The following is a 22,581-nucleotide window of genomic DNA, read 5'->3' on the forward strand; positions in this document are numbered from 1 at the left end:
GCCGGCGGAACCCTCTACCACCGGCTAACGCTAACGCTTCATTAACCAGACTTGCTAACGTCACATCCATTTGGCTGCGGTATCGAAGTTATGAACCCGGGGGTTGTGAGAACTTCGCTTCCGGCAGTTCATTTCCCGGCAGCGATTGCGTTCAAATGGCTTCAACCGGCACCACCTCATTCAGGATTGCATCCACCTTTCGCGGCGGCCCGATCCGCTGGTTGATCCTGGGCGGCACGCTCCTGATCGCCGCCATCGCCATCGGCGCGACCGTCATGGCCGGCAATTTCCGCGAGCGCGCGCTGCGCAACAGCGAACGCGAGCTTGAAAACACCGTGCTGCTGCTGGCCCGTCATTTCGACCAGCAGCTCGAAGACTTCCAGGTCGTCCAGAAGGACCTGATCGCGTTCATGCGTTCCAGCGGGATCGCAACCGTCGAGAACTACAAGCGCCGGATGTCCGGCCATGACATCCATCTGATGCTGAAATCCAAGATCGACGCGTTGTCCTATGTCGGCGGCATCAACATCTTCGACGCCGACGGCAATTTGATCAACGCATCGGCCGTCTGGCCGGCGCCACCGGTCAACTCGGCAGACCGCGCCTTCTTCAGGACCTTCAAATCCGGCGCGCAATCGCCGGAGATGCTGGTCGAGCCGGTTTACAGCCGCATCACCGGCGCCTGGACCACGGTGATCGCGCGCAAGGTCACCGGGCCGAAGGGCGAATTCCTCGGCGTCATCGGCCGCGGCATCGAACCCGTCAACTTCGAAAAATTCTTCGCGACGGTAGCGCTCGGACCCGGCGCCTCCATCGCCATGTTCCACAGCGACGGCACGCTGCTCGCCCGCTACCCGCACGTCGCCGATATGATCGGCAGGAACTTCAAGAACGGCCCGGCCGCCCAGCGGCAGGCGTTCGAGCTGGCCCACAGCACGTCGCGCCTCACCAGCCCGATCGATGGCGAGGACCGGCTGATCTCGTCACGCGCGCTGACGAATTTTCCGCTTCTAATCATCGCTTCGACGACGATATCGGTCGCACTGGCCGATTGGCGCGAGCAGATCGCAATCCTGATCACGGTCACCGGACTTTCGGTGCTCGCGATCGCCATCCTGTTGTTCGTGGTCGTCCGCAAGCTGTCGCATCAGCACCGCGCGTCCAAGCAGCGGCTGTCGCTGGAGAAGCAGCGCCTCGACACCGCCGTCAACAACATGACGCAGGGCCTCCTGCTGTTCGACTCGAAGCAGCATCTCATCATCTGCAACCGGCGATATCTCGAAATGTACGGCCTCTCGGCCGAAATCGTGAAGCCGGGTTGCAGCTTCCGCGAGGTGATCGCCCACCGCAAGGAAACCGGCTCGTTCGTCGGCGACATCGATCAATACGTCGAGGTGGTGATGCGCGACATCGCCCATCGTAACGCCATGGTCATCTCGACGCCCGACGGACGCTCGATTCAGATCGTCAACGAGCCGGTGCCGGACGGCGGATGGCTGGCAACGCATGAAGACATCACCGAGCGCCGCCGCGCTGAGGAACGCATCACCCACCTCGCCCATTACGACGCGCTGACCGATCTGCCGAACCGCACCCTGTTCCACGAACGGCTCAAGCGCGAACTGTCCCACGCCGCGCCGGACCGGCAACTGGCGGTGCTCTATATCGACATCGACGAATTCAAGAGCGTCAACGATTCGCTCGGCCACATGATCGGCGACGAGCTTCTTAAATCGGTCGCGTCGAGCATCGCCGCCTGCGCGCGCAAGACCGACTTCGTGGCCCGGCTCGGCGGCGACGAGTTCGCCATCGTGCAGACCGGGATCGAGGATACCGACGACGTGATGATGCTCGTCAGCCGCATCTTCCAGGCGATCCGCTCGCCCTATCAATGCCTCGGCCATCAGGTGACCACCGACGCCAGCATCGGCATCGCGCTGGCGCCGCGGGACGGTTCCGATATCGACCAGATTCTGAAGAACGCTGATCTGGCAATGTACGCGGCCAAGGCCGCCGGCCGCCGCACCTATCGTTTCTTCGAAACGGACATGGAGGCCGAGGTCCGCGCCCGCCGCAGCCTGGAAATGGATTTGCGCCAGGCGCTCGTCGACGGCGGCTTCGAGGTCTACTATCAGCCCTGCCTCGACCTGCAGACCAACGCGATCACCGGCTGCGAGGCGCTGGTGCGCTGGCGCCATCCGCAGCGCGGCATGATTTCGCCCGCCGAGTTCATCCCGCTTGCCGAGGATACCGGCCTGATCAACCAGCTCGGCGAGTGGGTGCTGACCACGGCCTGCAGAGAAGCGGCGAGTTGGCCCGGCAATATCCGGCTTGCGGTCAACGTCTCGCCGGTCCAGTTCAGGAGCGGCATGCTGGCGCTGAAGGTGATGGCGGCGCTGGCCGCATCCGGCCTCGCCGCGAGCCGGCTGGAGCTCGAGATCACCGAGGCCGTGCTCATCAGGGACGACGAGGCGGCGCTGGCCGTTCTGCACGACCTCCGCGCCATCGGGGTCCGCATTGCGCTCGACGATTTCGGCACCGGCTATTCCTCGCTGAGCTACCTGCAGCGCTTTCCGTTTGACAAGATCAAGATCGACCGCTGCTTCATTACCGGCATCGCCGAGCCGGAAGGATCGTCCAGCATCGTGCAGGCCGTGGTGACCATCGCCGCCGACCGCCACATGACGACGACGGCCGAAGGCGTCGAGACTGAGCAGCAACGCGAATTGCTGCGCGAGCTCGGCTGTTCGGAAATGCAGGGCTACCTGTTCAGCCCACCGAAACCGGCGGCCGAGATCAGGCCGCTGCTGTTTGCGGACCGGGAGAAACCCGACTTGGGACAACCGAGCCGGGCGCGCAGACGCAAGCCGGTGGCGAGGACTGCGTAGGCGCTCGCTGCGTTTTTGCGTGACGCTTCCTGCAACTATCATTGCGAGAGAAGCCTCCTCCTCGTCGTCCCTGCCTGGTGCGCAATTGCGCACGTGTTGAATAAAATCGCGCAAACGCGCAGCGATTGGGGCTACAGAAGCGGGGCGGACGCGGCCCACACAGCCATCTAGCAGTCCGGACCAGAGCGCCGTCAACGAGCACAGTCATCGAAAGAGATAAGTGCACCGTAATACCAATCGCCAAATCCAGACCTACCCGGCCACCCTCCGCCAAATGAATACCAATGGCGAACGGACGCCTGCCGAAGTGGTTCCATGACCAACTATGGCGATTATGTGAGTAGGCCGAAATGCGCACCGGTGGATCAAAACAAGCGCACTCCGGATTCGGCGGTAGTGAAGCGGCAGAGGCGCAGAGGCCATTCCCCTCCGTCTTTCGCTGAGACAGCTTTTCCACTTGGGGTTCCATTTAGGTGCCTCTCCAGGTCGGCGAGCGCTTGCCGGAACGTCGTCTTGATTGAGGCGTTGCTTTAGGACCTCCACTCAGAGGAGAGGAACATGAGAAAGCTGACACTGACATTGCTCGCCGGCGCCGGTGCACTCATAGCCTCGAGTGCATATGCGGCCGATGAGATTCAAACTGGAGGCGGTTCCCCCCTCCTTCATCAGGCACGGGTAATCTGTGACGACGCCGGCCGATGCTGGAATACCCGGAGTCGCGCGATCGTCAGAGACGGTTACTATGCAGCTCCGCGATACTATGACGACTACGATCGCGGCTACTATCGCAGGCCGGGCGTAGGCGTTTATGGGCCGGGGTTCAGCTTCGGCATCGGCCGAGACTGGTAAAGCCATCAGCATCCACCGAGCGATTCTATTTCGCTCGGTGGATCGCTGCTCGTAACGAGGCACAGAGAGGGTCAGCGCGCGACCGTCCTGCAGCTACCGGCGAACTCGCAGTTCGGCAAGGCGGATGAGGGTCACCACCATCACTTGACCGATGAAACCTCATCTCCAAAGATTGCTCATGCGACATAGCGTGCGACATAGCGTGCGCGATATTGGCGTGGCTTGGCTAACAACCGTCGGGGTCAGTGGAGAATGTGAACGCGCGCAGCGAACCAGGTAAACTTGCCGTCGTGTTTGGCGGGACAGGCTTTCTTGGCCGCCGAGCAGTCCGCCATCTACGCAGGCGCGAGTTTTCCGTTCGCGTTGCGTCGAGACATCCCGATCGAGGCCGGGAGCTGTTCGGTTCCGACGATTCCCGGATTGAATCGATCGAAGTGAACATACATAGCGAGCCATCAATCGCCAGAGCTGTTGCCGGCGCTTATGGCGTGGTGAATGCAGTTAGTCTTTATGTCGAGCGCGGACGGGAGACGTTTCATTCCGTACATGTCGAAGCTGCTCACCGCATAGCGGCGCAGGCGCAACAAGCTGGAATCGAGCGGCTCGTACACGTTTCCGGAATCGGCTCGGATGCGACCTCGTCATCGCTCTACATTCGCAAACGCGGCGAGGGCGAGCTGGCAGTCCGGGAAGCGTTTGCTGGCGCGATCGTTGTTCGTCCGGCGGTAATGTTCGGCCCTGATGACACATTTATTACCACTATAATCGCGCTCCTCCGGCGCTTCCCCATTTATCCAATATTCGGACAAGGACTGACGAGATTGCAGCCGGCCTACGTGGAAGACGTGGCAGAAGCGATTGCGCAGGTACTGCAAGGGTCTGAAACGGGTGCCACGCTCGAGTGCGGCGGCCCGCGCGTCTACTCTTATAAGGAACTCGTCCAAGCCCTCGCGCGCGAAGCCGGAGCTAAGCCTGTTCTTCTTCCCGTTCCCTTCGCCGCCTGGCATGCATTGTCGCGGATTTTAGCAATATTGCCGAACCCGCCAATTACTCGTCATCAGGTCGCGCTTATGCAAGTCGACAATACGCAATCGCCGGAAATGCCGGGGTTTGAACGGCTCGGAATTTCACCGCGTGCGGTCGAGGAAATAGTCAAGACCATGCTGAGAGGCCGCTAAACAGGGCGAACGCGCCCGACCCCACATTAAATCGCCCGGACTAGATTCGATCGCGTAGACCTTTAACGCCTTCGCCTTGGGCGCAATGCTCGCAACAGTAAAATGTGCCGGCCTTCTCGAGACCATGCCCGACGATTCGGATTCCGCAATGATCGCAGGTTGGTGCGAGCGCATGAATGGCGCATTCGAAGCTATCAAAGGTATGCGCCTTGCCGCTCATCGTGACCTGAAACGCCTTGTCGTAGTCATTGCCGCAGGTTTCACATGTAGCCATGATGGGTCCACCTTCGCCGATATGTCGCAGATGTATATTGAAGTCTGCCAATGGGCATCCGGTTCCGACCGCGGAGGCCGCCAAACTTCGGTCAGAGGAAGCGAGAGCAAAATACGATGCGCGCCTCAACTAATTCGAAGCAACGTCGGATGGGAATACCAACCTATATTGGCCGCAGATCTTACGCTACGTCGGCTATTTCAGCGTATCGGATGGTTATACCTTCGATCGCGTCGCCATTTCTGAGATTGATTTGGTTGATATAGGTCAATCGCCGGGAAAACGTTTGTCAACCGGCTGCCCCGCGCTGGTCGGTTGATCGGCGGATCGCGAGACACTTGTGAAGATGGCTGACACAGCAATAAGCCAGCACCGGCCGCCGTGATTGAAGCCAAGAACTGAATATCCGGCCGTTGTGCGGGATCGTGCGCGACTGCTGCTGCTTCATATTGAAGTCTTGCATTGCAGGCGCAGCTCGGGAGGTCATTGAAACGCCCGCAGGCGTCGTGACGCATACAGGCAGCATCCAAAGCATCAACGGGCCGAGTTCCTGGTCGGCTACCCGGGCCACAGTAATTCCCATGAAATAACAACCCGTCCTGATCGATGTGATGGCCGTCGCCGCCAATCGATTGCCTGCTATGAAATTCCCCAGAGCGCGCTTCCGCCATTGCGGTTAAGACAACACAGGCGCAAAGGACGAAAACCACGCACGAACGCTCCAACCGGAAATACATTGCATAAGGCCCTGTCATGCTTGAGCCATCCAAAATTGCGACCGATTGGAAAATCCATTGAAAGTATAATGTTCAGGGCGCGCTCCAGTTCCAGATGGAGTAGCGTTAGAGCGACCGCTTCGCTGATTTCTGGCACGCTGGCGGCGGCAAGGCGGCCTGGTCTTTCCGGCAGGTCACGTCGCAGCCCACTTTGGACTATTGACCTCCGGATGCCAGACCGCCGCTTTATCGCTCGATCGTGCCTATACGGCGAATCTTCTTTTGCAGAAGCATGACTCCGTAGAGCAGCGCCTCGGCGGTGGGCGGACAGCCCGGCACATAGATATCGACTGGAATGATCCGATCGCATCCGCGGACGACGGAATACGAGTAGTGATAGTAACCGCCGCCGTTGGCGCAGGATCCCATCGAGATCACGTAGCGCGGCTCCGGCATCTGGTCGTACACCTTGCGCAAGGCCGGCGCCATTTTGTTGCACAATGTACCGGCGACAATCATCACGTCGGACTGGCGCGGCGAGGCACGCGGTGCAAAGCCGAAGCGTTCGGCGTCGTAGCGCGGCATTGCCATCTGCATCATTTCGATCGCGCAGCAGGCGAGACCGAATGTCATCCACATCAGCGAGCCGCTGCGCGCCCAGGTAATCAGGTTCTCCGCGCTCGTGACCAGAAAGCCCCGGTCCGACAGCTCGTGGTCCAGTTCGCGAAAGAAACGGCCGTCCCCGCCGACTTGCGGGTCGGCATAGCGATGGATGGTCCCGACGGGCGCGGTCATCGTCATGGCTGGATGTCCGCCTTGCACTATGAGTTGACTATTGCCCATGCGGATCTCCTGCCGGCCCGGCACTGCCGATGCACGACCCAATTCAATGGGCAAATCGCGCAAAGGCGAGAAGCAGCGCCAACACTACGGCTCCCACCAACCCTGCGATAAAGATGGCGCGGCGCAGGGGAGTGCGGAGAATGATCTCGCCGCCTCTGGCCTTCTCGGCCGGATAAGGCGCTGTCGGCTGCTGTTCGTTCCTTTCGGTCATCGCTGGATCGGCTCGTTTTCCATGCATCTGGTTGTCTCGCGACAAATGCACGCCTCTCGCGCCCTGTGGGCCAAACCAATGCAAGACGAAAGGTTCCTGGCCGCCCGCCTCCAAAAATGTCGCGGGCGGTCGCGCCTGCGGAACCGGCGATGGTGCCGGGCGTTTCACCGATGGCTCCGGCAAATGAAACGAGGCGCGCAATGGCCGACGCTGCGCTCCGCAATTTCACGATCAATTTTGGACCGCAGCATCCGGCAGCGCATGGGGTGCTGCGCCTGGTGCCTGGAACTTGACGGTGAGGTGGTCGAGCGTGTCGATCCCCATATCGGCCTGCTCCATCGCGGCACCGAAAAGTTGATCGAGCACAAAACCTATCTGCAGGCGTTGCCCTACTTCGACCGGCTCGACTATGTCGCGCCGATGAATCAGGAGCATGCGTTCTGCCTGGCGACCGAAAAGCTGCTTGGCATCGCCGTTCCCAGACGCGGTCAACTCATCCGCGTGCTCTATTGCGAAATCGGCAGGCTGCTCTCGCACCTGCTCAACGTCACCACACAGGCAATGGACGTCGGCGCACTGACCCCGCCACTATGGGGTTTCGAAGAGCGCGAAAAACTCATGGTGTTCTACGAGCGCGCTTCCGGTGCACGCATGCACGCCAACTATTTTCGTGTCGGCGGCGTGCATCAGGATTTGCCGCCCCGCCTGGTCGACGACATCTGGGCGTTCTGCGATCCGTTTTTGCAGGTGTGCGACGATCTCGAGGGGTTGCTGACCAACAATCGCATTTTCAAACAGCGCAATGTCGGGATTGGCGTGGTCAAGCTCGCCGATGCGTGGGCCTGGGGATTCTCCGGCGTGATGGTGCGCGGCTCCGGGGCGGCATGGGACCTGCGCAAGGCGCAGCCCTATGAATGCTATCCCGAGTTTGATTTCGACATCCCGATCGGCAAGCATGGCGACTGCTATGATCGCTACCTCGTGCGCATGGAAGAGATGCGTCAGTCGGTACGGATCATGAAACAATGCATCGAAAAGCTTCGCGAGCCCGGCGGACAAGGGCTGGTTGCCGCCGGCGACAACAAGGTCGTTCCGCCGCGACGGGCCGAAATGAAACGTTCGATGGAGGCGATCATCGAACACTTCAAGCTCTATACCGAAGGGCACCGCGTCCCGGCCGGCGAAGTCTATGCCGCCGTCGAAGCGCCCAAAGGCGAATTCGGCGTCTACCTCGTCTCCGACGGCACCAACCAGCCCTACAGATGCAAGATCCGCGCGCCCTCCTTCGCGCATCTTTCGGCGATGGACTTTCTGACGCGCGGCCACATGCTGGCCGACGTTTCCGCCATCATCGGATCGCTCGATATCGTGTTCGGGGAGATCGATCGATAAGCGCTGGAAGAGAGACACAAGCGCCGCGAAGCGGTTCGCGCCGCCACGTTGCAGGACCAATTTGAGGACGGAGGGACGCCATGCCCCACATTCAGACAGGCAATCAGATAGTCACGCAGATCACCGTCATTGAGGCAGAGCCGGAAAAGCAGAATGAGGCGCTGTCACTGATGGCAGAGCGAGCACGCTTCATGGCGCGCCAGCCGGGCTTTGTCTCAATCAGCCTGCACCGAAGCCTCGACGGTCGGCGCATCGTCAACTACATCCAGTGGCAAAATCGCGAGCTGCTGCATTCCGCCCACCAATCGCCGGACTTTCGCAAGGCCTGGCGCAAGTTCGACGACTTGACCGATCAAATCGATCCCCACCTCTACGAAGTTGCCGAGGTTCTGGACGCTCGCTGAACATGGCCCAATTCACGCTTCCCAAGAACTCGAAGATCACCGCAGGTAAGATGTGGGCTCGTCCAGCGGGCGCGCGGAACCCACGCGAGTACTGCGTCTATCGCTGGAATCCCGACGACGGGAAGAACCCGCGCATGGACACCTACTTCGTCGATCTCGACGATTGCGGGCCGATGGTGCTCGACGCGCTGATCTGGATCAAGAACGTCATCGATCCGACCCTCACCTTCCGTCGCTCATGCCGTGAGGGCATCTGCGGCTCGTGCTCGATGAACATCGACGGCACCAACACGCTCGCCTGCACCATGGCGACGGACGAGATCAAGGGCGTGGTTCGGGTCTATCCGCTGCCGCATCTGCCGGTAATCAAGGATCTCGTTCCCGATCTCAACAACTTCTACGCCCAGTACGCTTCGATCGAGCCGTGGCTCAAGACCGTCACACCGACGCCGGAAAAGGAATGGAAGCAATCGCCCAACGACCGCGCCAATCTCGACGGCCTCTACGAATGCATTCTCTGCGCTTGCTGCAGTACCGCGTGTCCCAGCTATTGGTGGACCAGCGAGCGCTTCCTCGGGCCGGCCGCCCTGCTGCAAGCGCACCGCTGGATCATGGACAGCCGCGACGAGGCGAGCGGCGAGCGGCTCGATGATCTTGAGGACCCGTTCCGGCTCTACCGCTGCCACACCATCATGAACTGCGCCAAGGTCTGCCCGAAGGACCTCAATCCCGCCAAGGCCATCGCGGAGATAAAAAAGCTCCTCGTCGAGCGACAAATGTGACCGCACTGCGTGTCCTTGGTCCAGATTTCGAGGTCGGCGATCGTAGGGATGGTTCGTTGCAACCAGGCGGCGGATTACGCCTGCGGCTAATCCGCCCTACGCTTGCTAGAGTCGCGCCTTCTGTGCGAGCGGAATCCGAAACGTCCTGAAGCCTTCGATGTCGGGAAACCACGCGGCGGCTTCGCGCGAAGCCAGCGTCAGGACCGCGGCCGGGACTTCGCCGCTGATCAGCCGCTCGACCGCGCCGGCTTTTGCTTCGCTGAACTGGACTTCCGCGGCGCCTGCCGCCATCAGCGCGGCGCTGACGCTGCCGCTCGCTGCGGACTGCTTCTCCTCGATCGCAATGCTCTTGTTGTTCAGGTCGGACAACGAATTGATCTCCGGACGCGCCAGGACCAGCGCCACCAGATTGTCGCGGTTGTCTGGCGATGCCGCCTTGTCGGTATCGCCGGCCTCACCGGGCCCTACTGCCACAGTGTCCGATTTGTTGGCCGCTTCCCGTCCCGTCCCGATGGCGGTGACGAGATCGGCCATTCCCGTCGCTTCCACAACCTGCTGCTGAATGGTGCGGGGCGCCGAAGCGGGAGCAGCGCCGGCCGTGGCAGGCGACGCGGCGATGTCGGGCGAAGCTGGCGCCGCGGCAATCTCGAGCGTAGCAGGCGGCGGCAGGGCGACCTCGGACTTCACCTCGGACTTGACCTCGGATTTGGAGGGCTCCACGGGCTGCGACGCGGCAATGGAGGCTCCCTGCGCCGGCTCTGGCCTGTCGGCGCTACCCAATTTGCGCTCCGGCGTTTGCGTTCCTGCGACGGCCTTCTCCACGGCTTTTTCAGGAGTCACTGTCGCCGTGGCCGCCGGAATTTCCTTACCCGTTGGTTGAGGTGCGGAATTGGGGGCGGCGATCTTTTTGGTGTGCGACGCCTTGTTCGGCGCCCTGCTATTCGACGCCGCCTTGCCGGCGTGCGGCGCGGTGCGGGAAACCGGTGCGGGCTGCCTTGCCACGCGTGGGCGGGCCGCTTGTTCAACTCTTTCTGTTTCCGCCTCGGCCGGCGCCAAGACATTGGTCTCGCGTTCCTCGCGATGCCGCGCAGACAATGCTTGATAAGACCAGGCCATATAGGATTGACACGCACGGTTGCACGGCAGCCCGTCGATATAAACGACGCCGGGTGAATCGAGCGGATTTGCTTGCAGGGCTCCACTTGAACCGAGGAACAGGATCAGGGTCAGCAAAGTCCAATTTCTCGACATGACTACTCCGTTTGAACGCGCAGGGAGCGGGAACCGGCCTGGGAAAGATCTCGCGCGCGAGCTACGGTTGGGTCAGAGGCGGAGTTTCAAAAAAAAGACCCATTCTACTTTGCATGGGGTTGTTTTCGAGATTTTGCGTCTGGGCCTCGCGGTGTGCCGAAGACATCTGCAGTAAGCGGGCGAAATCTCCCGCGTAGATCCGGATGGAGCGCAGCGCAATCCGGGATCAGCTCGACAGGTTGCGCGACCGCACCCGGATTTCGCTGCGCTCCATCCGGGATCTACAGGCTGCGCGTGCGCGTTGCCGTTGTTGGCTGCGACTAGTTCGGCACCGCCCGCTTCGCAGCCGCCGGCGCGTTCGCATTCACCGTCACGCCGCGCAGCAGATTGAACGCCGCGTTCAGCGCCTTGTCGTCCTTCTCGTTCGGCGGAACCCAGGCTTGCGAGCCGGCCTGCTCGGCGCCGTCGGCGGCGAGGTGGCCGCGCATCGAGGCTTCGCCCTTCAGTTCGGCGCGGGTCTTCAATTCGTCCGGCACGTCCTGCAGCACCTCGACGTCGGGCGCGATGCCCTGGGCCTGGATCGAACGGCCCGACGGCGTGAAGTAGCGCGCCGTGGTCAGCGCCAGCGCGCCATTGCCTGATCCGAGCGGGATGATGGTCTGCACCGAGCCCTTGCCGAAGGTGCGCGTGCCGATCAGGGTGGCGCGCTTGTGGTCGCGCAAGGCGCCCGCCACGATCTCGGAGGCGGAGGCCGAGCCGCCATTGATCAGCACGACCAGCGGCTTGCCCTTGGTGATGTCGCCGCCGCGCGCGGTGAAGCGCTGGGTTTCCTCCGCGGTGCGGCCGCGGGTCGAGACCACTTCACCCCGGTTCATGAAGGCGCTCGACACCGACACCGCTTGGTCGAGCAATCCGCCCGGATTGTTGCGGAGATCGACGACATAGCCCGCGAGCTTGTCGGCGGGGATCTCCTTGGCGATGCTGGCGATGGCCTTTTTCAGGCCCTCGGTGGTCTGCTCGTTGAAGCGGGTGATCCTGATATAGCCGATGTCGCCGCTGTCGGTCTTGTAACGGACCGGGCGCACCCGGATGATCTCGCGGATGATGGCAACATCGATCGGCGCGGCCGAACCCTTGCGCGCGACCTTCAGCTTTATCTTGCTGTTGGCCGGGCCCTTCATCCGGCTTACCGCCTGTTCGAGGGTCATGCCCTGGATGGCCTCGTCATCGATCTGGGTGATCACGTCGCCCGACAGCATGCCGGCCTTGGCCGCGGGCGTATCGTCGATCGGCGTGACCACCTTGACGAGGCCGTCTTCCATCGTGACCTCAATGCCGAGCCCGCCGAACTCGCCATGGGTGGTCTCCTGCATGTCGCTCCAGCCCTTCTCATTCATGTAGCGCGAATGAGGATCGAGCGCGGAGATCATGCCGTTGATGGCGCCTTCCATCAGCTTGGAATCGTCGGGCTTCTCGACGTAGCTGGTCTTGATCCGCTCGAACACATTGCCGAACAAATTGAGCTGGGTGTAGGCGTCGGAACGGGCCGCAGCCTTTGCCGCCGCCACCAGATTCGCGCCCTGCGGTGCCATCACGACAAAGGTCAGACACGCGCCCGTCACCGTGCCGAGAAGAAAGGCAAAATTCCTGCGCATCGTGGGGCGTCCCTTTTCCCTTGCGGACGCCCGCGATTTCAGTGAATCGGCGCCCCTGTCCCGGCGCCACCAACTCACAATGGCTTTTTGGTCGGATCAAGGCACGCCGGCCCCCGGGCCATTACGGCTTTTTATCGGCTTCCGGCTTGCCCGGTAGCCCGATGAGCGGAGCGATACCCGGAGCCCCATTTTACCCCGCATCGCTACGCTCATGCGGGCTACGGATTCGAAGTCGACTAATCGGCTTCCTGCAGCCTGTTTTGCCAGGTGGAGGGCCGGGTTCCAAAACCACGCTTGGCGCAGGTGCCCAGCCAGTAGCCGAATTGCGGCGGAAGGTTGCGGAATGGGCCCTCCACGCCGAGCTATGAGCAGGTCGATTCCACGACCACGAGGCCGGCGCCGCCTTCTTTTACTTTGCGGCGCCCTCGGCGGATTTGGCTTTTGGCTTGGCCGGCGGCGCCTTGGCCACCGCCTTCGGCGGCGCGCTGTCGCTGCGCACCGTTCCCCAGGGGTCCGAACTCTTCTGTTCCGGGATGTTGCCGAGCGACCGCCGGTAGGCTTTCTCGGCTTCCTTCTCGGCCGCGATTTCCGACGGTGTCTTGACCTTGTCGGGATCACCGTATTTCGGAACACTATTCTGAGCCCAGACGGGCCCCGCCAGCGCGACGATCACGACGGTAGCGCGCAAAATTCCGCCCAGGATTTTCATGCCATCACTCCCCCATTTCGACCCAAGGCTCTAATTTTTGACGCGTCTTCCTGATGCGAACCGGCGTCCAGGTCGCCCGAAAGCGCTATAGCACAGCTCGCGCACCGGCTTAAGCGCCGGATCGGGCCGAATTCGGTCCAGCCCGTTGCCGATACCTGACCAGTTTTGTAAACGATGGCCATGAATTTGCCGCCAGCGCCCTCCTCCGCCGACGTTTTGCTGTTCGACCTCGGCCGTGTCGTGCTCGACATCAGCTTCGATCAGGTAATGGCGAACTGGGCGCAGCACGCGGGCTGCGCGCCCGCCGACCTCGCCGGGCGTTTTGTCGTCAACGACAGTTTCAAGCATCACGAGATCGGCCAGATCGATGACGCCGCGTTCTTTGCGAGCCTGCGCCAGTCGCTCGGCATCGGCATCACCGACGCGCAGTTCCTGGAAGGCTGGAACGCGATCTTCACCGGCGAGATGCCGGGCATTGCGCCTTTGCTGGCCGGCGCCGCCAAACGCATGCCGCTCTATGCTTTCTCCAACACCAATCCGGCCCATGTCGCGCATTTCTCGCAGGCCTATGCCGACGTGCTCAGCCATTTCCGCCAGATATTCCTGTCCTCGAGCATCGGTTTGCGCAAACCCGACGCGGAAGCCTATGATCATGTGGTAAAAGCGATCGGCGTGCCGGCGTCGCGAATCCTGTTCTTCGACGACTCGGCTGCCAATATCGAAGGGGCGCGGGCTCGCGGCCTTTGTGCCATCCACGTGACATCGACGGATGACGTGGCAAGGGCAGTGACCGCACTCGAAGTCTAGCCTTTTCCGTTCCGATGGAAATCGGAACGGGGCTCCAGGTTTTTGATTTGACGCGTTTTCTTGACGCGAACCGGTTTCCACCTCGCTGGAAAACGCTCTAGGAGGTCTGCCCGTGGCCTTGATGCCTGTCGCCGATGCGCTTGCTGCGATCCTTGCCGGCGCCGAACCGTTGCCAGAGGAGATGGTGGCGCTCGATGCCGCCTATCATCGCGTGCTGGCGCGCGACGTCGCGGCACGGCGGACGCAACCGCCGCAGGCGATGTCGGCGATGGACGGCTATGCGGTGCGCGCGGCGGATGCCGCCGACCTCAGCGCGCGGCTGAAGGTGATCGGCGAGGTCGCGGCCGGCCGCCCGTTCGAGCGCAAGGTCGGCCGAGGCGAAGCGGTGCGGATCTTCACCGGCGGCGTGATCCCTGATGGCGCCGATGCCGTCATCATCCAGGAAGACACCGGCGTCGACGGCGATCATATCACCATCACGGACGCCGCCGTTTCTGGCCGGCATATCCGGCCCGCCGGCGTCGATTTCAGTGAAGGCGACGTCTTGCTCAAGCGAGGGCGCCGGCTCGCCGACCGCGATTTGTCGCTCGCCGCCGGCATGAACTATCCGGAGCTAGCGGTGCACCGCCGCCCAAAGGTCGCCGTGCTTGCGACCGGCGACGAGCTGGTGATGCCGGGGTCGACCCCGGGCCCGGGCCAGATCGTCTATTCGAACGGCTACGGAATCCGTGCGCTGGCGCGCGCCGAGGGCGCCGAGGTCCTCGATCTCGGGATCGCCGCCGACACGGTCGCCGCCACCGCGCAAGGCATCCGCCGCGCCCGCGAGCTTGAAGCAGATATCCTGATCACCATGGGCGGGGCCTCGGTCGGCGACCATGACCTGGTCAAGCGGTCGCTGGAGGCCGAGGGCACGGCGATGGCGTTCTGGCGCATAGCGATGCGGCCGGGCAAGCCGATGATGCATGGCAGGCTGGGTGCAATGCGGGTGATCGGCCTGCCCGGCAATCCCGTCTCCTCCTATGTCTGCGGCTTCCTGTTTCTGGTGCCGTTGATTCGTGCATTATCGGGCCGCGACACCGTCCATCATCCGCGCGAAGGCGCCGAACTGGGGCGCGATCTCGCCGCCAACGACCAGCGCGAGGACTATCTTCGGGCCCGCCTAGAAGCGCGCGAAGACGGCACCCTGATCGCGGTTCCGGTGAACCACCAGGACTCATCGCTATTGGGGAATCTCGCTGCGGCACGGGCACTTGTGATACGTCCGCCGTTCGCGCCGGCTGCGGCAAAGGGTTCGCGTTGCGAGCTGCTCCGGCTGCCGGAATGACGCCCTGAACGGCACGTTTAAGGGTGTCTTCAGCCGAAGCCGCAATGCGTTCACTTGAAATTAAGTGGTTGCGGAACACATATCGAACATATAGTGTCCGTTCATGATTTGTTTCGACTGCTAGTGTCCATGGTTGGGAGTTTTGACGACTCCCGCGATGGACCCTGGAGATTCGGGACCGAAAGACGACGCCAACCGGGGGATTGCTCGCGATGCTTACGCGCAAACAGTATGAACTTCTGCGTTTCATCAATGAACGGTTGAAGGAAGCCGGCGTACCGCCCTCCTTCGACGAGATGAAGGACGCGCTCGACCTGCGCTCGAAATCCGGAATCCACCGTCTCATTACGGCACTGGAGGAGCGCGGCTTCATCCGCCGCCTGCCCAACCGCGCCCGCGCCATCGAAGTCATCAAGCTGCCGGAGCTGGCTGCCGCCGGCAACGGCCGCCGCGGCTTCACGCCGAGCGTCATCGAAGGCACGCTCGGCAAGCGCACGGTGAGCGCGCCGGCCACCGAGGACGACGGCAACCGCCCGGTCGCCGTGCCCGTGATGGGCCGGATCGCCGCCGGTACGCCGATCGAGGCGCTGCAGACCCGCAGCCACACCATCAGCGTGCCGCCCGATATGCTCGGCTCCGGCGAGCATTACGCGCTCGAAGTGCGCGGCGATTCCATGGTGGATGCCGGCATTCTCGACGGCGACATGGCGCTGATCCAGCGCAACGAGACCGCCGACACCGGCGACATCGTGGTGGCGCTGATCGACGAGGAGGAAGCCACCCTGAAGCGCTTCCGCCGCCGCGGCGCCTCGATTGCGCTGGAGCCCGCCAACACCGCCTATGAAGTGCGCATCCTGCCGCCGAACCGGGTCCGGATTCAGGGCAAGCTGATCGGGCTGTACCGAAAATATTGAACCGTCGGGTTGCAGACACGACCGCGACAACAGCCCCGGCCTTCGGCCGGGGTTTTTTGCGGCATGCCGGGAACCAAACTGTGTTAGCGCGTTTGTGATTTAGACGCAGCGCGCCGGTCGCAGAAATGCCCAGAAGCAAGAAAACGCTCTGCGCCAAGTCAGCTCTGATAGAGGCCTGTGCCTCCTTCCAGACACGGGGCGCTATCTCAAACGAGGGAGCCATCCGATGTGTGACTATAGCCTGCACGCTGTGGCGACGCGGCCTGCCAAGGTCGGCGAGACGCTGATCACCACGACATTCCGCGGTACGTCCACCCGCGGCTTCGCGTCGGAACGCGAGCCCGCAGTAGCGGTCTGCATGCTTCCCGGCACCGAACTGGCGTTCGCCGAAGACGTCAAATACGACAACCGGTGGATCTGGACGCGGACCACCGACTGGCGGGTCGGCAAGTTCAACCAGATCGAACCGGAAGTATCCGACCGTCATCATGACGCGATCGAATTTCCGGACGGAAGCCATGTGCTGGTGACGCAGCTTTGCGAAGGCCAGCGCGCAACCGTGCTGCAATTGCCGGTAACCGAGGGCGAACGTGCGCCGAAGGTGACGGAAGCGCCACCGGCCGAATCCATCGTGACCGGATAGAATACGATCCACATGCGATCCGCCGGTTCAGGCCGGCGGATCGCGGTGATATGGTTTTTTGAGAAACTCGGCACCGGGGCGGTCGGTGGTCAACAAAGTCACATGGCAAAGAGCCGGACGCGTCACGGAGCCCGGACGGTACATGTTCCGGTACGGCTGGCTCACCATCACGGCTGAAGATCTCGCGATCTGGCAGCAATTCCCCGAGGCGTCGTTCACGCTGGTCAACCTCCCGTCGTCTCCCGACGCGCCGGAGGAATTCCACCTCGGCGCGTTCGAAATACCAGCCAGTCGCTCAAGTCCCTCGGTCGACGAGCACTGAAGGTCGTCTACTCCTCCGCCTGAAGGTCTGCCTCGGCCGGCGTGGCGTCGACCGCGCGAGGCGGCACAACACGCGGCGCAAGAACGGTGGCGTCTGCCTCGCGCTCCTCGGCTGCGGCCGGCGACCACGGACGGTCAATGCCCCTCGGTTTGGCCGCTTCGACGACAAACCCCTCTCGGCTGCGTTGCAACGCCATTGCGCCCTGCCGCCGCAGCCGGTCGGCATCGATGACCGAAGCCGCGCATGACGCGGGTGCCTGCCGTAGCGTCACAATGAGCGCCGCGCGCTCGCAATCGTCCGACAGCGCCTCGGGCCTGAGCGCCTGCGCGACCAGGCCGCCAGCGGATTGCATCACGCAGCCAAGGTCGTCGCATGAGACGCCTGCGGTGAGCGACGCATCGGCCGCCGTACGCGCGTCCGCATCCGCCGCCAGCCACTCCTTCAGCAGGAAGACATCGCGGGAGCCTTTGGCCGCATGCATCAGATGGAGCTGGCCGTCCTGGCCGCGGACGCCGACATGGCGGCCGTCGGCAGAGATCAGAATATCCGGCTGCGGCACCCTCGCCGCCCACAGCGCCGCCGATAGCACCAGTACGGCGCCCGACCAGCGCAACGGCGTGCGCAGCAGGCCGAGCAGGATGATGCCGAGACTGGCGGCAATCAGCGGGCCGATGCCGAACGCCGGCACCCGCCCGACCGCGCCGGGCAACGCCGCGACCCATTGCGTCACCGCGATCATCCAGTCGATGCCTGTGCCCATGATCATCCAGAACAGGCGATCGAAACCGAACGGCATCGCGACGAGGCCGAGCAGGCCCGCCGGCATCACCACGGCTGAAACCACCGGCATCGCCGCCAGATTGGCGAGCACGCCGTAGGGCGTGACCCGGTGGAAATGAAAGGCCGCGTAAGGCATGGTTGCGAGCCCCGCCACCAGCGAGGCCAGCAGCAGCATCGTGAGCTCGCGGCCGCCCCACAGCGCCGCACGCGCGGTTGCGGTATGATCTGCGGTTGCAAGCAGACGCGGCATGCCGATCTGCACCAGCGCCACCAGGCCCAGCGTGGCGGCAAACGACATCTGGAAACTCGGATGCACCAGCGCTTCCGGCGCGACCGTCAGCACGATCAGGGCCGCGACCGCGAGCGTGCGAAACGTAACCGCCCGGCGATCGACCATGACCGCGATCAGCACCACCGCCGTCATGAAGAAGGAGCGCTGCGTCGCGACCTCCGCCCCCGACAGCAACAGATAGAACGCGGCGGCTGCGAGCGCCGCCGCCGCCGACCATTTCTTGATGGCGTAGCCGACGGTGAGCGTTGGAAACAACGCCAGCAGCGCCCGCACCGCGAAGAACACGACGCCGGCGACGACGGCCATGTGATAGCCGGAGATCGAAAGCACATGGCCCAGACCTGAGATGAACATCGCGTCGTTCACCGGCTGAGAGATCGCGTCGCGCCGCCCGGTCAACAGCGCGGTAGCAATCGCGCGCTTGTCGCCGTCCAGCGCGGTCCTGATCCGCGCGTCGATGGTGTCGCGCAGGCCCTGCATGAACGCCGAATAGCGCAGGCGCAGCCCGCCGCCGGTGGCAGGCGGCTCCGCGGCCTTGATCGCGCCCATCACGAAGCCGGAAGCGCCGATGCCGGCGAAGAACATGTCGCGGCTGAAATCGTAGCTGCCCGGCCGCACCGGGATGAGCGGCGGCAACAGCCGCGCCTTCAATTCGACAAAGCTGCCAACCTCGGGCGCCGTGCCCTTCTTCACCGACAGCCGCACGCGTTCGAGCTTTATCGTCCCGCGCGCGCTTTCCATGGTGACGACGCGCAGGACAAAGCGGTCGGTACGCTCGCGGATGTCGCGGGTCTCGACAAAACCGGTCAGCGATACCGAAAACATCGGCCGCGCCAGCACACCATGCGCGATCCGCGCCGTCTTCCAGGTCGCGATCGCAAAGCCGGCCGCGACCGCCGCAATCATGACGGCGATGGGAAAGAATTTTTGCCGCCGCAACAGAACCGCCACCGCGCATAGCGCGATGGCGACGACGGCGGCGGCTGAGAGCACCGGTTCATGGTCGGCGGCGAAATAGAGCGCAATCCCGGTGCCGAACGCCACCGGCACCCAGGGCAGCAGCCGCCCGGCGCCAGCTTCCGCACGCACCCACGCGCGCAAAGTTTCGATCAACGGCGGCCAGAACGCAGGACGCGACGGCGCAAGGCCGCCGATAGGCGCCGTCGCGCGCGGCGGCCAGGTCCCGGCATAGCCCCGCTTCCGGCCTGACGTGTCGCCCTGCTCCGCCACGTGGTTACACCTTACGATCTCGTGGAGAGCACAAGACTACCGGACGGTGTATTGCGGCCGCTAGCGGAACGGATGCAGAAACCTGAAGAAATGCACCACGGCTGGCGCTACAGTGCTGCACGAGAATCTTGAGCGCGAGCCACCGTATGAAACTTGCTGCCTGCCTTTCAGTTGCTGTCGCGATAGCAGCCCCGGCATCCGCTGCGGCGGCAGAGCAATGCCGCTTCATCGAGGCGAGAGCCGAACGCGAGGCCTGCTATCAGCGGCAGGAGACCGCGCGGGCCGCGCGGCAAAAGGCCAATGAGGCCCACCAGGCCGCACAGCAAAAGCCGTACGAGCCCTTGACCCAAGAAGATGCACAGCTCGCCAAATCCATGCGAGGCATCTGTCGGGGGTGCTAGGCGGCCGGCGCCAGACTCTGCGCAAACCCATCGGCGCAGCGTGTCGATGAAGGGCGGCCAGGCGCTGACGCTGATCCGCGCAGCCGTCACGCTCAAGACAACGCCCGTCGCGGCCGACCGCTACCCGATAGCGGTCGGCCGACGGGGCGACTAACTCCCATCCTCAGCCGGCGCCGTGATGCCAGCGATCGTGCCACCAGGTGCTGAAATCACGATCCGTCATCAGCTCCCAGACAGCAAACAGGATCACCAGAAGGCCCGACAACACGCTGCTCACCGTAGCTGCGCCCGGCTCGTAGCCGACCGTCCACGGTGCTACCATGAGCGCCAGACCCAGAAGCATCTCTCCCCATTCCTCCAGGTAGGAAGGAATGACAAATGCCTCGACGGCAAACAGGATGACGCCCAACCCGAGTGCGATGGTTAGCCAGACGGCTGCCCCGGCCATGCCCAGGACAAACGGCGAAACGACCAGCCATGCACCCACCACCAGGCTGGCAACGTCCTGCCAGTGTTGAATGCGCATGATACTCACCTCCCCTCTCCCATGGATATGGTGGCGCGGCACTCAAAGCGTATCCGTCCAGCCTGCGTTGTGTTGCCGCTGCTCCGGGCCCCGGAGCCACCGCCCAATTCCGGCAGCCCACCCCTGGAAAGCGCTCTTGCAAGTGCGCCGCAGCAGGATGCACACTGTGTGCGCATGACCAGGTGTCAACGTCTACAGCTCTCGGCTCGACTGGAATTAACGGTTGCGCTCAGAACGAGAGGAGAATGACGCCATGCGAGAAATCGAAATTCACGACTATGCGCGGCAGTTGCTGGAAGCACATGGCGCCAAGGCCATTGCGGAAGCCGCTCAGAACGCCATCGAACTCGAGGCAAAAGGCGAAGTCGAACTGGCCAGAACCTGGCGACATATCGAAGACGCGATGAAGATCATGCGCGGGCCCCACCAGAGCTGAGGCTACCGGCGCGGCAACGCAGAACGTGGCCCGGACCCGTCGCAAGCCGCTTCACCGCGGCTGAATGGCAACACGACCTCCAAGATGCGGCTCTCCATAACAGGAGTGAAGCCATGTTTCCGAAGTGTGCGACAGCCGAAGATCTCGTGAAGGCGATCAAGGACGAGGAGGTGCAGATGATCGATCTGCGCTTCACCGACTTGCCTGGGGTGTGGCAGCATTTTTCCGTCCCACCCAGTGCAGCAAGTATCGATGCTCTCAGCGAAGGCATTGGATTCGACGGTTCATCCATCCGCGGCTTCCAGGAAATTCAGGAAAGCGACATGCTGGTCGTGCCGGACCCGACCACGGCCTTCCTCGACCCGTATTCCCCTGCATCGACCCTGGTCCTGATCTGCAACATCAGGGACCCCGTGACCGGTCAACCCTATAGCCGTGATTGCCGTTACATCGCCCAGAAGGCCGAAACCAACCTGAGGGGCTCTGGCCTTGCCGATACAAGTTACTTCGGCCCGGAGGCGGAGTTCTTCGTGTTCGACGACGTGCGCTACGGACAGGGCATCAATTACGCCTTCCACGAGATCGATTCCAGCGAAGGCAGTTGGAATACCGGCAAGGAGGAAACGCCGAATCTGGGCCACAAGCCGCGCCCGAAGGAGGGATATTTTCCCGTTCCCCCGACCGACAGCATGCAGGCGCTCCGCACCGAAATGGTGCTGACGATGGAACGGCTGGGGATTGCGATCGAAGCCCATCACCATGAAGTCGCGACCGGCGGCCAGAACGAGATCGACATGCGCTTCACGACGCTCACCCGCATGGCCGACAATCTGATGATGTACAAATACGTGGTGAAGAACACCGCCCGCGAGCATGGCATGACCGCAACGTTTATGCCGAAGCCGCTGTTCGAGGACAACGCCTCGGGGATGCACGTTCACCAGTCCCTGTGGAAGGGCGAGACCAACCTGTTCTACGACAAGGGCGACTATGCCGAGTTGAGCCAGCTCGGCCGCTACTACATCGGTGGCCTGCTGACCCACGCCTGGGCGTTGTGCGGGCTTTGCGCGCCCACCACGAACTCCTACCGGCGTCTGGTGCCCGGCTATGAGGCTCCGATCAATCTGGTCTATTCCCAGCGCAACCGCTCAGCCTGCTGCCGGATTCCGATGTATTCGCCGAACCCGCGGGCAAAGCGGGTTGAGTTTCGCTCGCCGGATCCCTCCTGCAACCCCTATCTGGCCTTTGCCGCGATGCTGATGGCCGGTCTCGACGGCATCACCAGCCGGATCGATCCGGGCAGCCCGATCGACAAGAACCTCTATGACCTGCCGCCCGCCGAGGCGAAGGACGTGAAGTCGACACCGGGATCGCTGGATCAGGCGCTTGATGCGCTCGAGCGCGATCACGCCTTCCTGCTCCGCGGCGATGTGTTCACCGCCGACGTGATAGAGACCTGGCTCGACTACAAGCGGAGGAAAGAGGTCGATCCGATCCGGCTGCGCCCTCATCCATACGAGTTCCATTTATATTACGACATCTAGGGCGTGAACTCATCCGCAGGCATGGGCGGATTTCGGCTTCGGCGGGTCCGGAAAAGCGCCAAGAAAAGGACTCCTGCCGCGCTGCAATTGCCATTGCTACTCGCTCAGCTTCGGCGGCGAGCCGAGGCGCTGTGGCTTCGGGGTGGAACCTATCGCAACATGACACGTTCTCTCCGCCAATGAGCAGCGCCGTTGCCCCGGCGCAGCGAG

Annotated in this window: 21 protein-coding genes and 1 pseudogene; 13 read left to right on the forward strand and 9 right to left on the reverse strand. The window is 62.8% G+C overall.

Annotated elements, in window-relative coordinates:
• Nucleotides 1-155 precede the first annotated feature (155 nt).
• Both V1293_RS06545 and V1293_RS06550 read left to right on the forward strand, forming a co-directional pair.
• Nucleotides 156-2,888 (forward strand): bifunctional diguanylate cyclase/phosphodiesterase, encoded by a 2,733-nt coding sequence (locus tag V1293_RS06545; protein ID WP_334507755.1) that lies wholly within the window; start codon nt 156-158, stop codon nt 2,886-2,888.
• Between the two features lie 1,103 nt (nt 2,889-3,991).
• A complete protein-coding gene (locus tag V1293_RS06550; RefSeq protein ID WP_334507756.1) occupies nt 3,992-4,915 on the forward strand; it encodes a complex I NDUFA9 subunit family protein in 924 nt (307 codons plus the stop codon).
• 40 nt (nt 4,916-4,955) lie between these two features.
• On the opposite strand, the gene V1293_RS06555 is transcribed toward V1293_RS06550, so the two are convergent.
• The 4 genes from V1293_RS06555 to V1293_RS06570 form a co-directional block, all read right to left on the reverse strand.
• Nucleotides 4,956-5,189, reverse strand: coding sequence for a hypothetical protein (locus tag V1293_RS06555; protein WP_334507757.1), 234 nt, complete (start codon nt 5,187-5,189; stop codon nt 4,956-4,958).
• A gap of 289 nt (nt 5,190-5,478) precedes the next feature.
• Nucleotides 5,479-5,817: a hypothetical protein gene (locus tag V1293_RS06560; protein ID WP_334507758.1), complete on the reverse strand. Its 339-nt coding sequence runs from the start codon at nt 5,815-5,817 to the stop codon at nt 5,479-5,481.
• Between the two features lie 334 nt (nt 5,818-6,151).
• Nucleotides 6,152-6,706, reverse strand: a complete 555-nt coding sequence (locus V1293_RS06565; protein ID WP_334516644.1) for a NuoB/complex I 20 kDa subunit family protein — start codon at nt 6,704-6,706, stop codon at nt 6,152-6,154.
• Between the two features lie 85 nt (nt 6,707-6,791).
• Nucleotides 6,792-6,959 (reverse strand): peptide ABC transporter permease, encoded by a 168-nt coding sequence (locus V1293_RS06570; RefSeq protein WP_334507760.1) that lies wholly within the window; start codon nt 6,957-6,959, stop codon nt 6,792-6,794.
• 200 nt (nt 6,960-7,159) lie between these two features.
• On the opposite strand from V1293_RS06570, the pseudogene V1293_RS06575 reads away from it, so the two are divergent.
• The 3 genes and pseudogenes from V1293_RS06575 to V1293_RS06585 all read left to right on the forward strand — a co-directional run bounded on the left by V1293_RS06575 (nt 7,160) and on the right by V1293_RS06585 (nt 9,537).
• Nucleotides 7,160-8,351: pseudogene (locus V1293_RS06575) on the forward strand (NADH-quinone oxidoreductase subunit D).
• Nucleotides 8,352-8,431: 80 nt separating this feature from the next.
• On the forward strand, nt 8,432-8,755 hold the full coding sequence (locus V1293_RS06580; RefSeq protein ID WP_334507762.1) for an antibiotic biosynthesis monooxygenase family protein: 324 nt from the start codon (nt 8,432-8,434) through the stop codon (nt 8,753-8,755).
• A gap of 2 nt (nt 8,756-8,757) precedes the next feature.
• Nucleotides 8,758-9,537 carry a succinate dehydrogenase iron-sulfur subunit gene (locus V1293_RS06585; protein WP_334507763.1) on the forward strand — a complete coding sequence of 260 codons (780 nt, stop codon included), beginning with the start codon at nt 8,758-8,760 and terminating at the stop codon, nt 9,535-9,537.
• A 105-nt stretch (nt 9,538-9,642) separates the two neighbouring features.
• On the opposite strand, the gene V1293_RS06590 is transcribed toward V1293_RS06585, so the two are convergent.
• The 3 genes from V1293_RS06590 to V1293_RS06600 form a co-directional block, all read right to left on the reverse strand.
• A complete protein-coding gene (locus V1293_RS06590; protein ID WP_334507765.1) occupies nt 9,643-10,788 on the reverse strand; it encodes a hypothetical protein in 1,146 nt (381 codons plus the stop codon).
• Nucleotides 10,789-11,108: 320 nt separating this feature from the next.
• Entirely contained in the window at nt 11,109-12,443 is a 1,335-nt protein-coding gene (locus V1293_RS06595) for a S41 family peptidase (protein WP_334507767.1), read from the reverse strand.
• Between the two features lie 409 nt (nt 12,444-12,852).
• On the reverse strand, nt 12,853-13,152 hold the full coding sequence (locus tag V1293_RS06600; RefSeq protein WP_334507769.1) for a hypothetical protein: 300 nt from the start codon (nt 13,150-13,152) through the stop codon (nt 12,853-12,855).
• Between the two features lie 180 nt (nt 13,153-13,332).
• On the opposite strand from V1293_RS06600, the gene V1293_RS06605 reads away from it, so the two are divergent.
• The 5 genes from V1293_RS06605 (at nt 13,333) to V1293_RS06625 (ending at nt 17,162) form a co-directional block, all read left to right on the forward strand.
• The gene (locus V1293_RS06605; RefSeq protein ID WP_334507771.1) at nt 13,333-13,959 is read left to right on the forward strand and encodes an HAD-IA family hydrolase; all 627 of its coding nucleotides are present in this window, start codon (nt 13,333-13,335) and stop codon (nt 13,957-13,959) included.
• A 112-nt stretch (nt 13,960-14,071) separates the two neighbouring features.
• Entirely contained in the window at nt 14,072-15,283 is a 1,212-nt protein-coding gene (locus tag V1293_RS06610; RefSeq protein ID WP_334507773.1) for a molybdopterin molybdotransferase MoeA, read from the forward strand.
• 212 nt (nt 15,284-15,495) lie between these two features.
• Entirely contained in the window at nt 15,496-16,197 is a 702-nt protein-coding gene (gene lexA, locus V1293_RS06615) for a transcriptional repressor LexA (RefSeq protein ID WP_334507776.1), read from the forward strand.
• 226 nt (nt 16,198-16,423) lie between these two features.
• The gene (locus V1293_RS06620; protein WP_334507778.1) at nt 16,424-16,840 is read left to right on the forward strand and encodes a hypothetical protein; all 417 of its coding nucleotides are present in this window, start codon (nt 16,424-16,426) and stop codon (nt 16,838-16,840) included.
• 142 nt (nt 16,841-16,982) lie between these two features.
• A complete protein-coding gene (locus V1293_RS06625; RefSeq protein WP_334507780.1) occupies nt 16,983-17,162 on the forward strand; it encodes a hypothetical protein in 180 nt (59 codons plus the stop codon).
• Nucleotides 17,163-17,169: 7 nt separating this feature from the next.
• Here V1293_RS06625 and V1293_RS06630 read toward each other — a convergent pair whose 3' ends face one another.
• Nucleotides 17,170-19,464, reverse strand: coding sequence for a ComEC/Rec2 family competence protein (locus V1293_RS06630; protein ID WP_334507783.1), 2,295 nt, complete (start codon nt 19,462-19,464; stop codon nt 17,170-17,172).
• A 146-nt stretch (nt 19,465-19,610) separates the two neighbouring features.
• Between V1293_RS06630 and V1293_RS06635 the strand changes: the two genes are divergently transcribed.
• The gene (locus V1293_RS06635) at nt 19,611-19,865 is read left to right on the forward strand and encodes a hypothetical protein (RefSeq protein ID WP_334507785.1); all 255 of its coding nucleotides are present in this window, start codon (nt 19,611-19,613) and stop codon (nt 19,863-19,865) included.
• 163 nt (nt 19,866-20,028) lie between these two features.
• Here the strand turns inward: V1293_RS06635 and V1293_RS06640 are convergent, their stop codons facing one another.
• Complete coding sequence (locus V1293_RS06640; RefSeq protein WP_334516645.1) at nt 20,029-20,391, reverse strand: SPW repeat protein; 363 nt, start codon at nt 20,389-20,391, stop codon at nt 20,029-20,031.
• Between the two features lie 253 nt (nt 20,392-20,644).
• On the opposite strand from V1293_RS06640, the gene V1293_RS06645 reads away from it, so the two are divergent.
• The gene (locus V1293_RS06645) at nt 20,645-20,827 is read left to right on the forward strand and encodes a hypothetical protein (RefSeq protein WP_212437336.1); all 183 of its coding nucleotides are present in this window, start codon (nt 20,645-20,647) and stop codon (nt 20,825-20,827) included.
• Between the two features lie 113 nt (nt 20,828-20,940).
• Entirely contained in the window at nt 20,941-22,371 is a 1,431-nt protein-coding gene (gene glnA, locus V1293_RS06650; RefSeq protein ID WP_334507794.1) for a type I glutamate--ammonia ligase, read from the forward strand.
• Nucleotides 22,372-22,581: the final 210 nt, after the last annotated feature.

Origin of the sequence: Bradyrhizobium sp. AZCC 1693 (genome assembly GCF_036924745.1) — a bacterium.
In the GTDB taxonomy this organism is placed as follows: domain Bacteria; phylum Pseudomonadota; class Alphaproteobacteria; order Rhizobiales; family Xanthobacteraceae; genus Bradyrhizobium.

Excerpts from the sequence above, each read along its gene's own strand:
- V1293_RS06545 (WP_334507755.1), top strand. The coding sequence starts at position 156 with ATGGCTTCAACCGGCACCACCTCATTCAGGATTGCATCCACCTTTCGC.
- V1293_RS06555 (WP_334507757.1), bottom strand. The coding sequence starts at position 5,189 with ATGGCTACATGTGAAACCTGCGGCAATGACTACGACAAGGCGTTTCAG.
- V1293_RS06565 (WP_334516644.1), bottom strand. The coding sequence starts at position 6,706 with ATGACGATGACCGCGCCCGTCGGGACCATCCATCGCTATGCCGACCCG.
- V1293_RS06570 (WP_334507760.1), bottom strand. The coding sequence starts at position 6,959 with ATGACCGAAAGGAACGAACAGCAGCCGACAGCGCCTTATCCGGCCGAG.
- V1293_RS06580 (WP_334507762.1), top strand. The coding sequence starts at position 8,432 with ATGCCCCACATTCAGACAGGCAATCAGATAGTCACGCAGATCACCGTC.
- V1293_RS06585 (WP_334507763.1), top strand. The coding sequence starts at position 8,758 with ATGGCCCAATTCACGCTTCCCAAGAACTCGAAGATCACCGCAGGTAAG.
- V1293_RS06590 (WP_334507765.1), bottom strand. The coding sequence starts at position 10,788 with ATGTCGAGAAATTGGACTTTGCTGACCCTGATCCTGTTCCTCGGTTCA.
- V1293_RS06595 (WP_334507767.1), bottom strand. The coding sequence starts at position 12,443 with ATGCGCAGGAATTTTGCCTTTCTTCTCGGCACGGTGACGGGCGCGTGT.
- V1293_RS06600 (WP_334507769.1), bottom strand. The coding sequence starts at position 13,152 with ATGAAAATCCTGGGCGGAATTTTGCGCGCTACCGTCGTGATCGTCGCG.
- V1293_RS06605 (WP_334507771.1), top strand. The coding sequence starts at position 13,333 with ATGAATTTGCCGCCAGCGCCCTCCTCCGCCGACGTTTTGCTGTTCGAC.
- lexA (WP_334507776.1), top strand. The coding sequence starts at position 15,496 with ATGCTTACGCGCAAACAGTATGAACTTCTGCGTTTCATCAATGAACGG.
- V1293_RS06620 (WP_334507778.1), top strand. The coding sequence starts at position 16,424 with ATGTGTGACTATAGCCTGCACGCTGTGGCGACGCGGCCTGCCAAGGTC.
- V1293_RS06625 (WP_334507780.1), top strand. The coding sequence starts at position 16,983 with ATGTTCCGGTACGGCTGGCTCACCATCACGGCTGAAGATCTCGCGATC.
- V1293_RS06635 (WP_334507785.1), top strand. The coding sequence starts at position 19,611 with ATGAAACTTGCTGCCTGCCTTTCAGTTGCTGTCGCGATAGCAGCCCCG.
- V1293_RS06640 (WP_334516645.1), bottom strand. The coding sequence starts at position 20,391 with ATGCGCATTCAACACTGGCAGGACGTTGCCAGCCTGGTGGTGGGTGCA.
- V1293_RS06645 (WP_212437336.1), top strand. The coding sequence starts at position 20,645 with ATGCGAGAAATCGAAATTCACGACTATGCGCGGCAGTTGCTGGAAGCA.
- glnA (WP_334507794.1), top strand. The coding sequence starts at position 20,941 with ATGTTTCCGAAGTGTGCGACAGCCGAAGATCTCGTGAAGGCGATCAAG.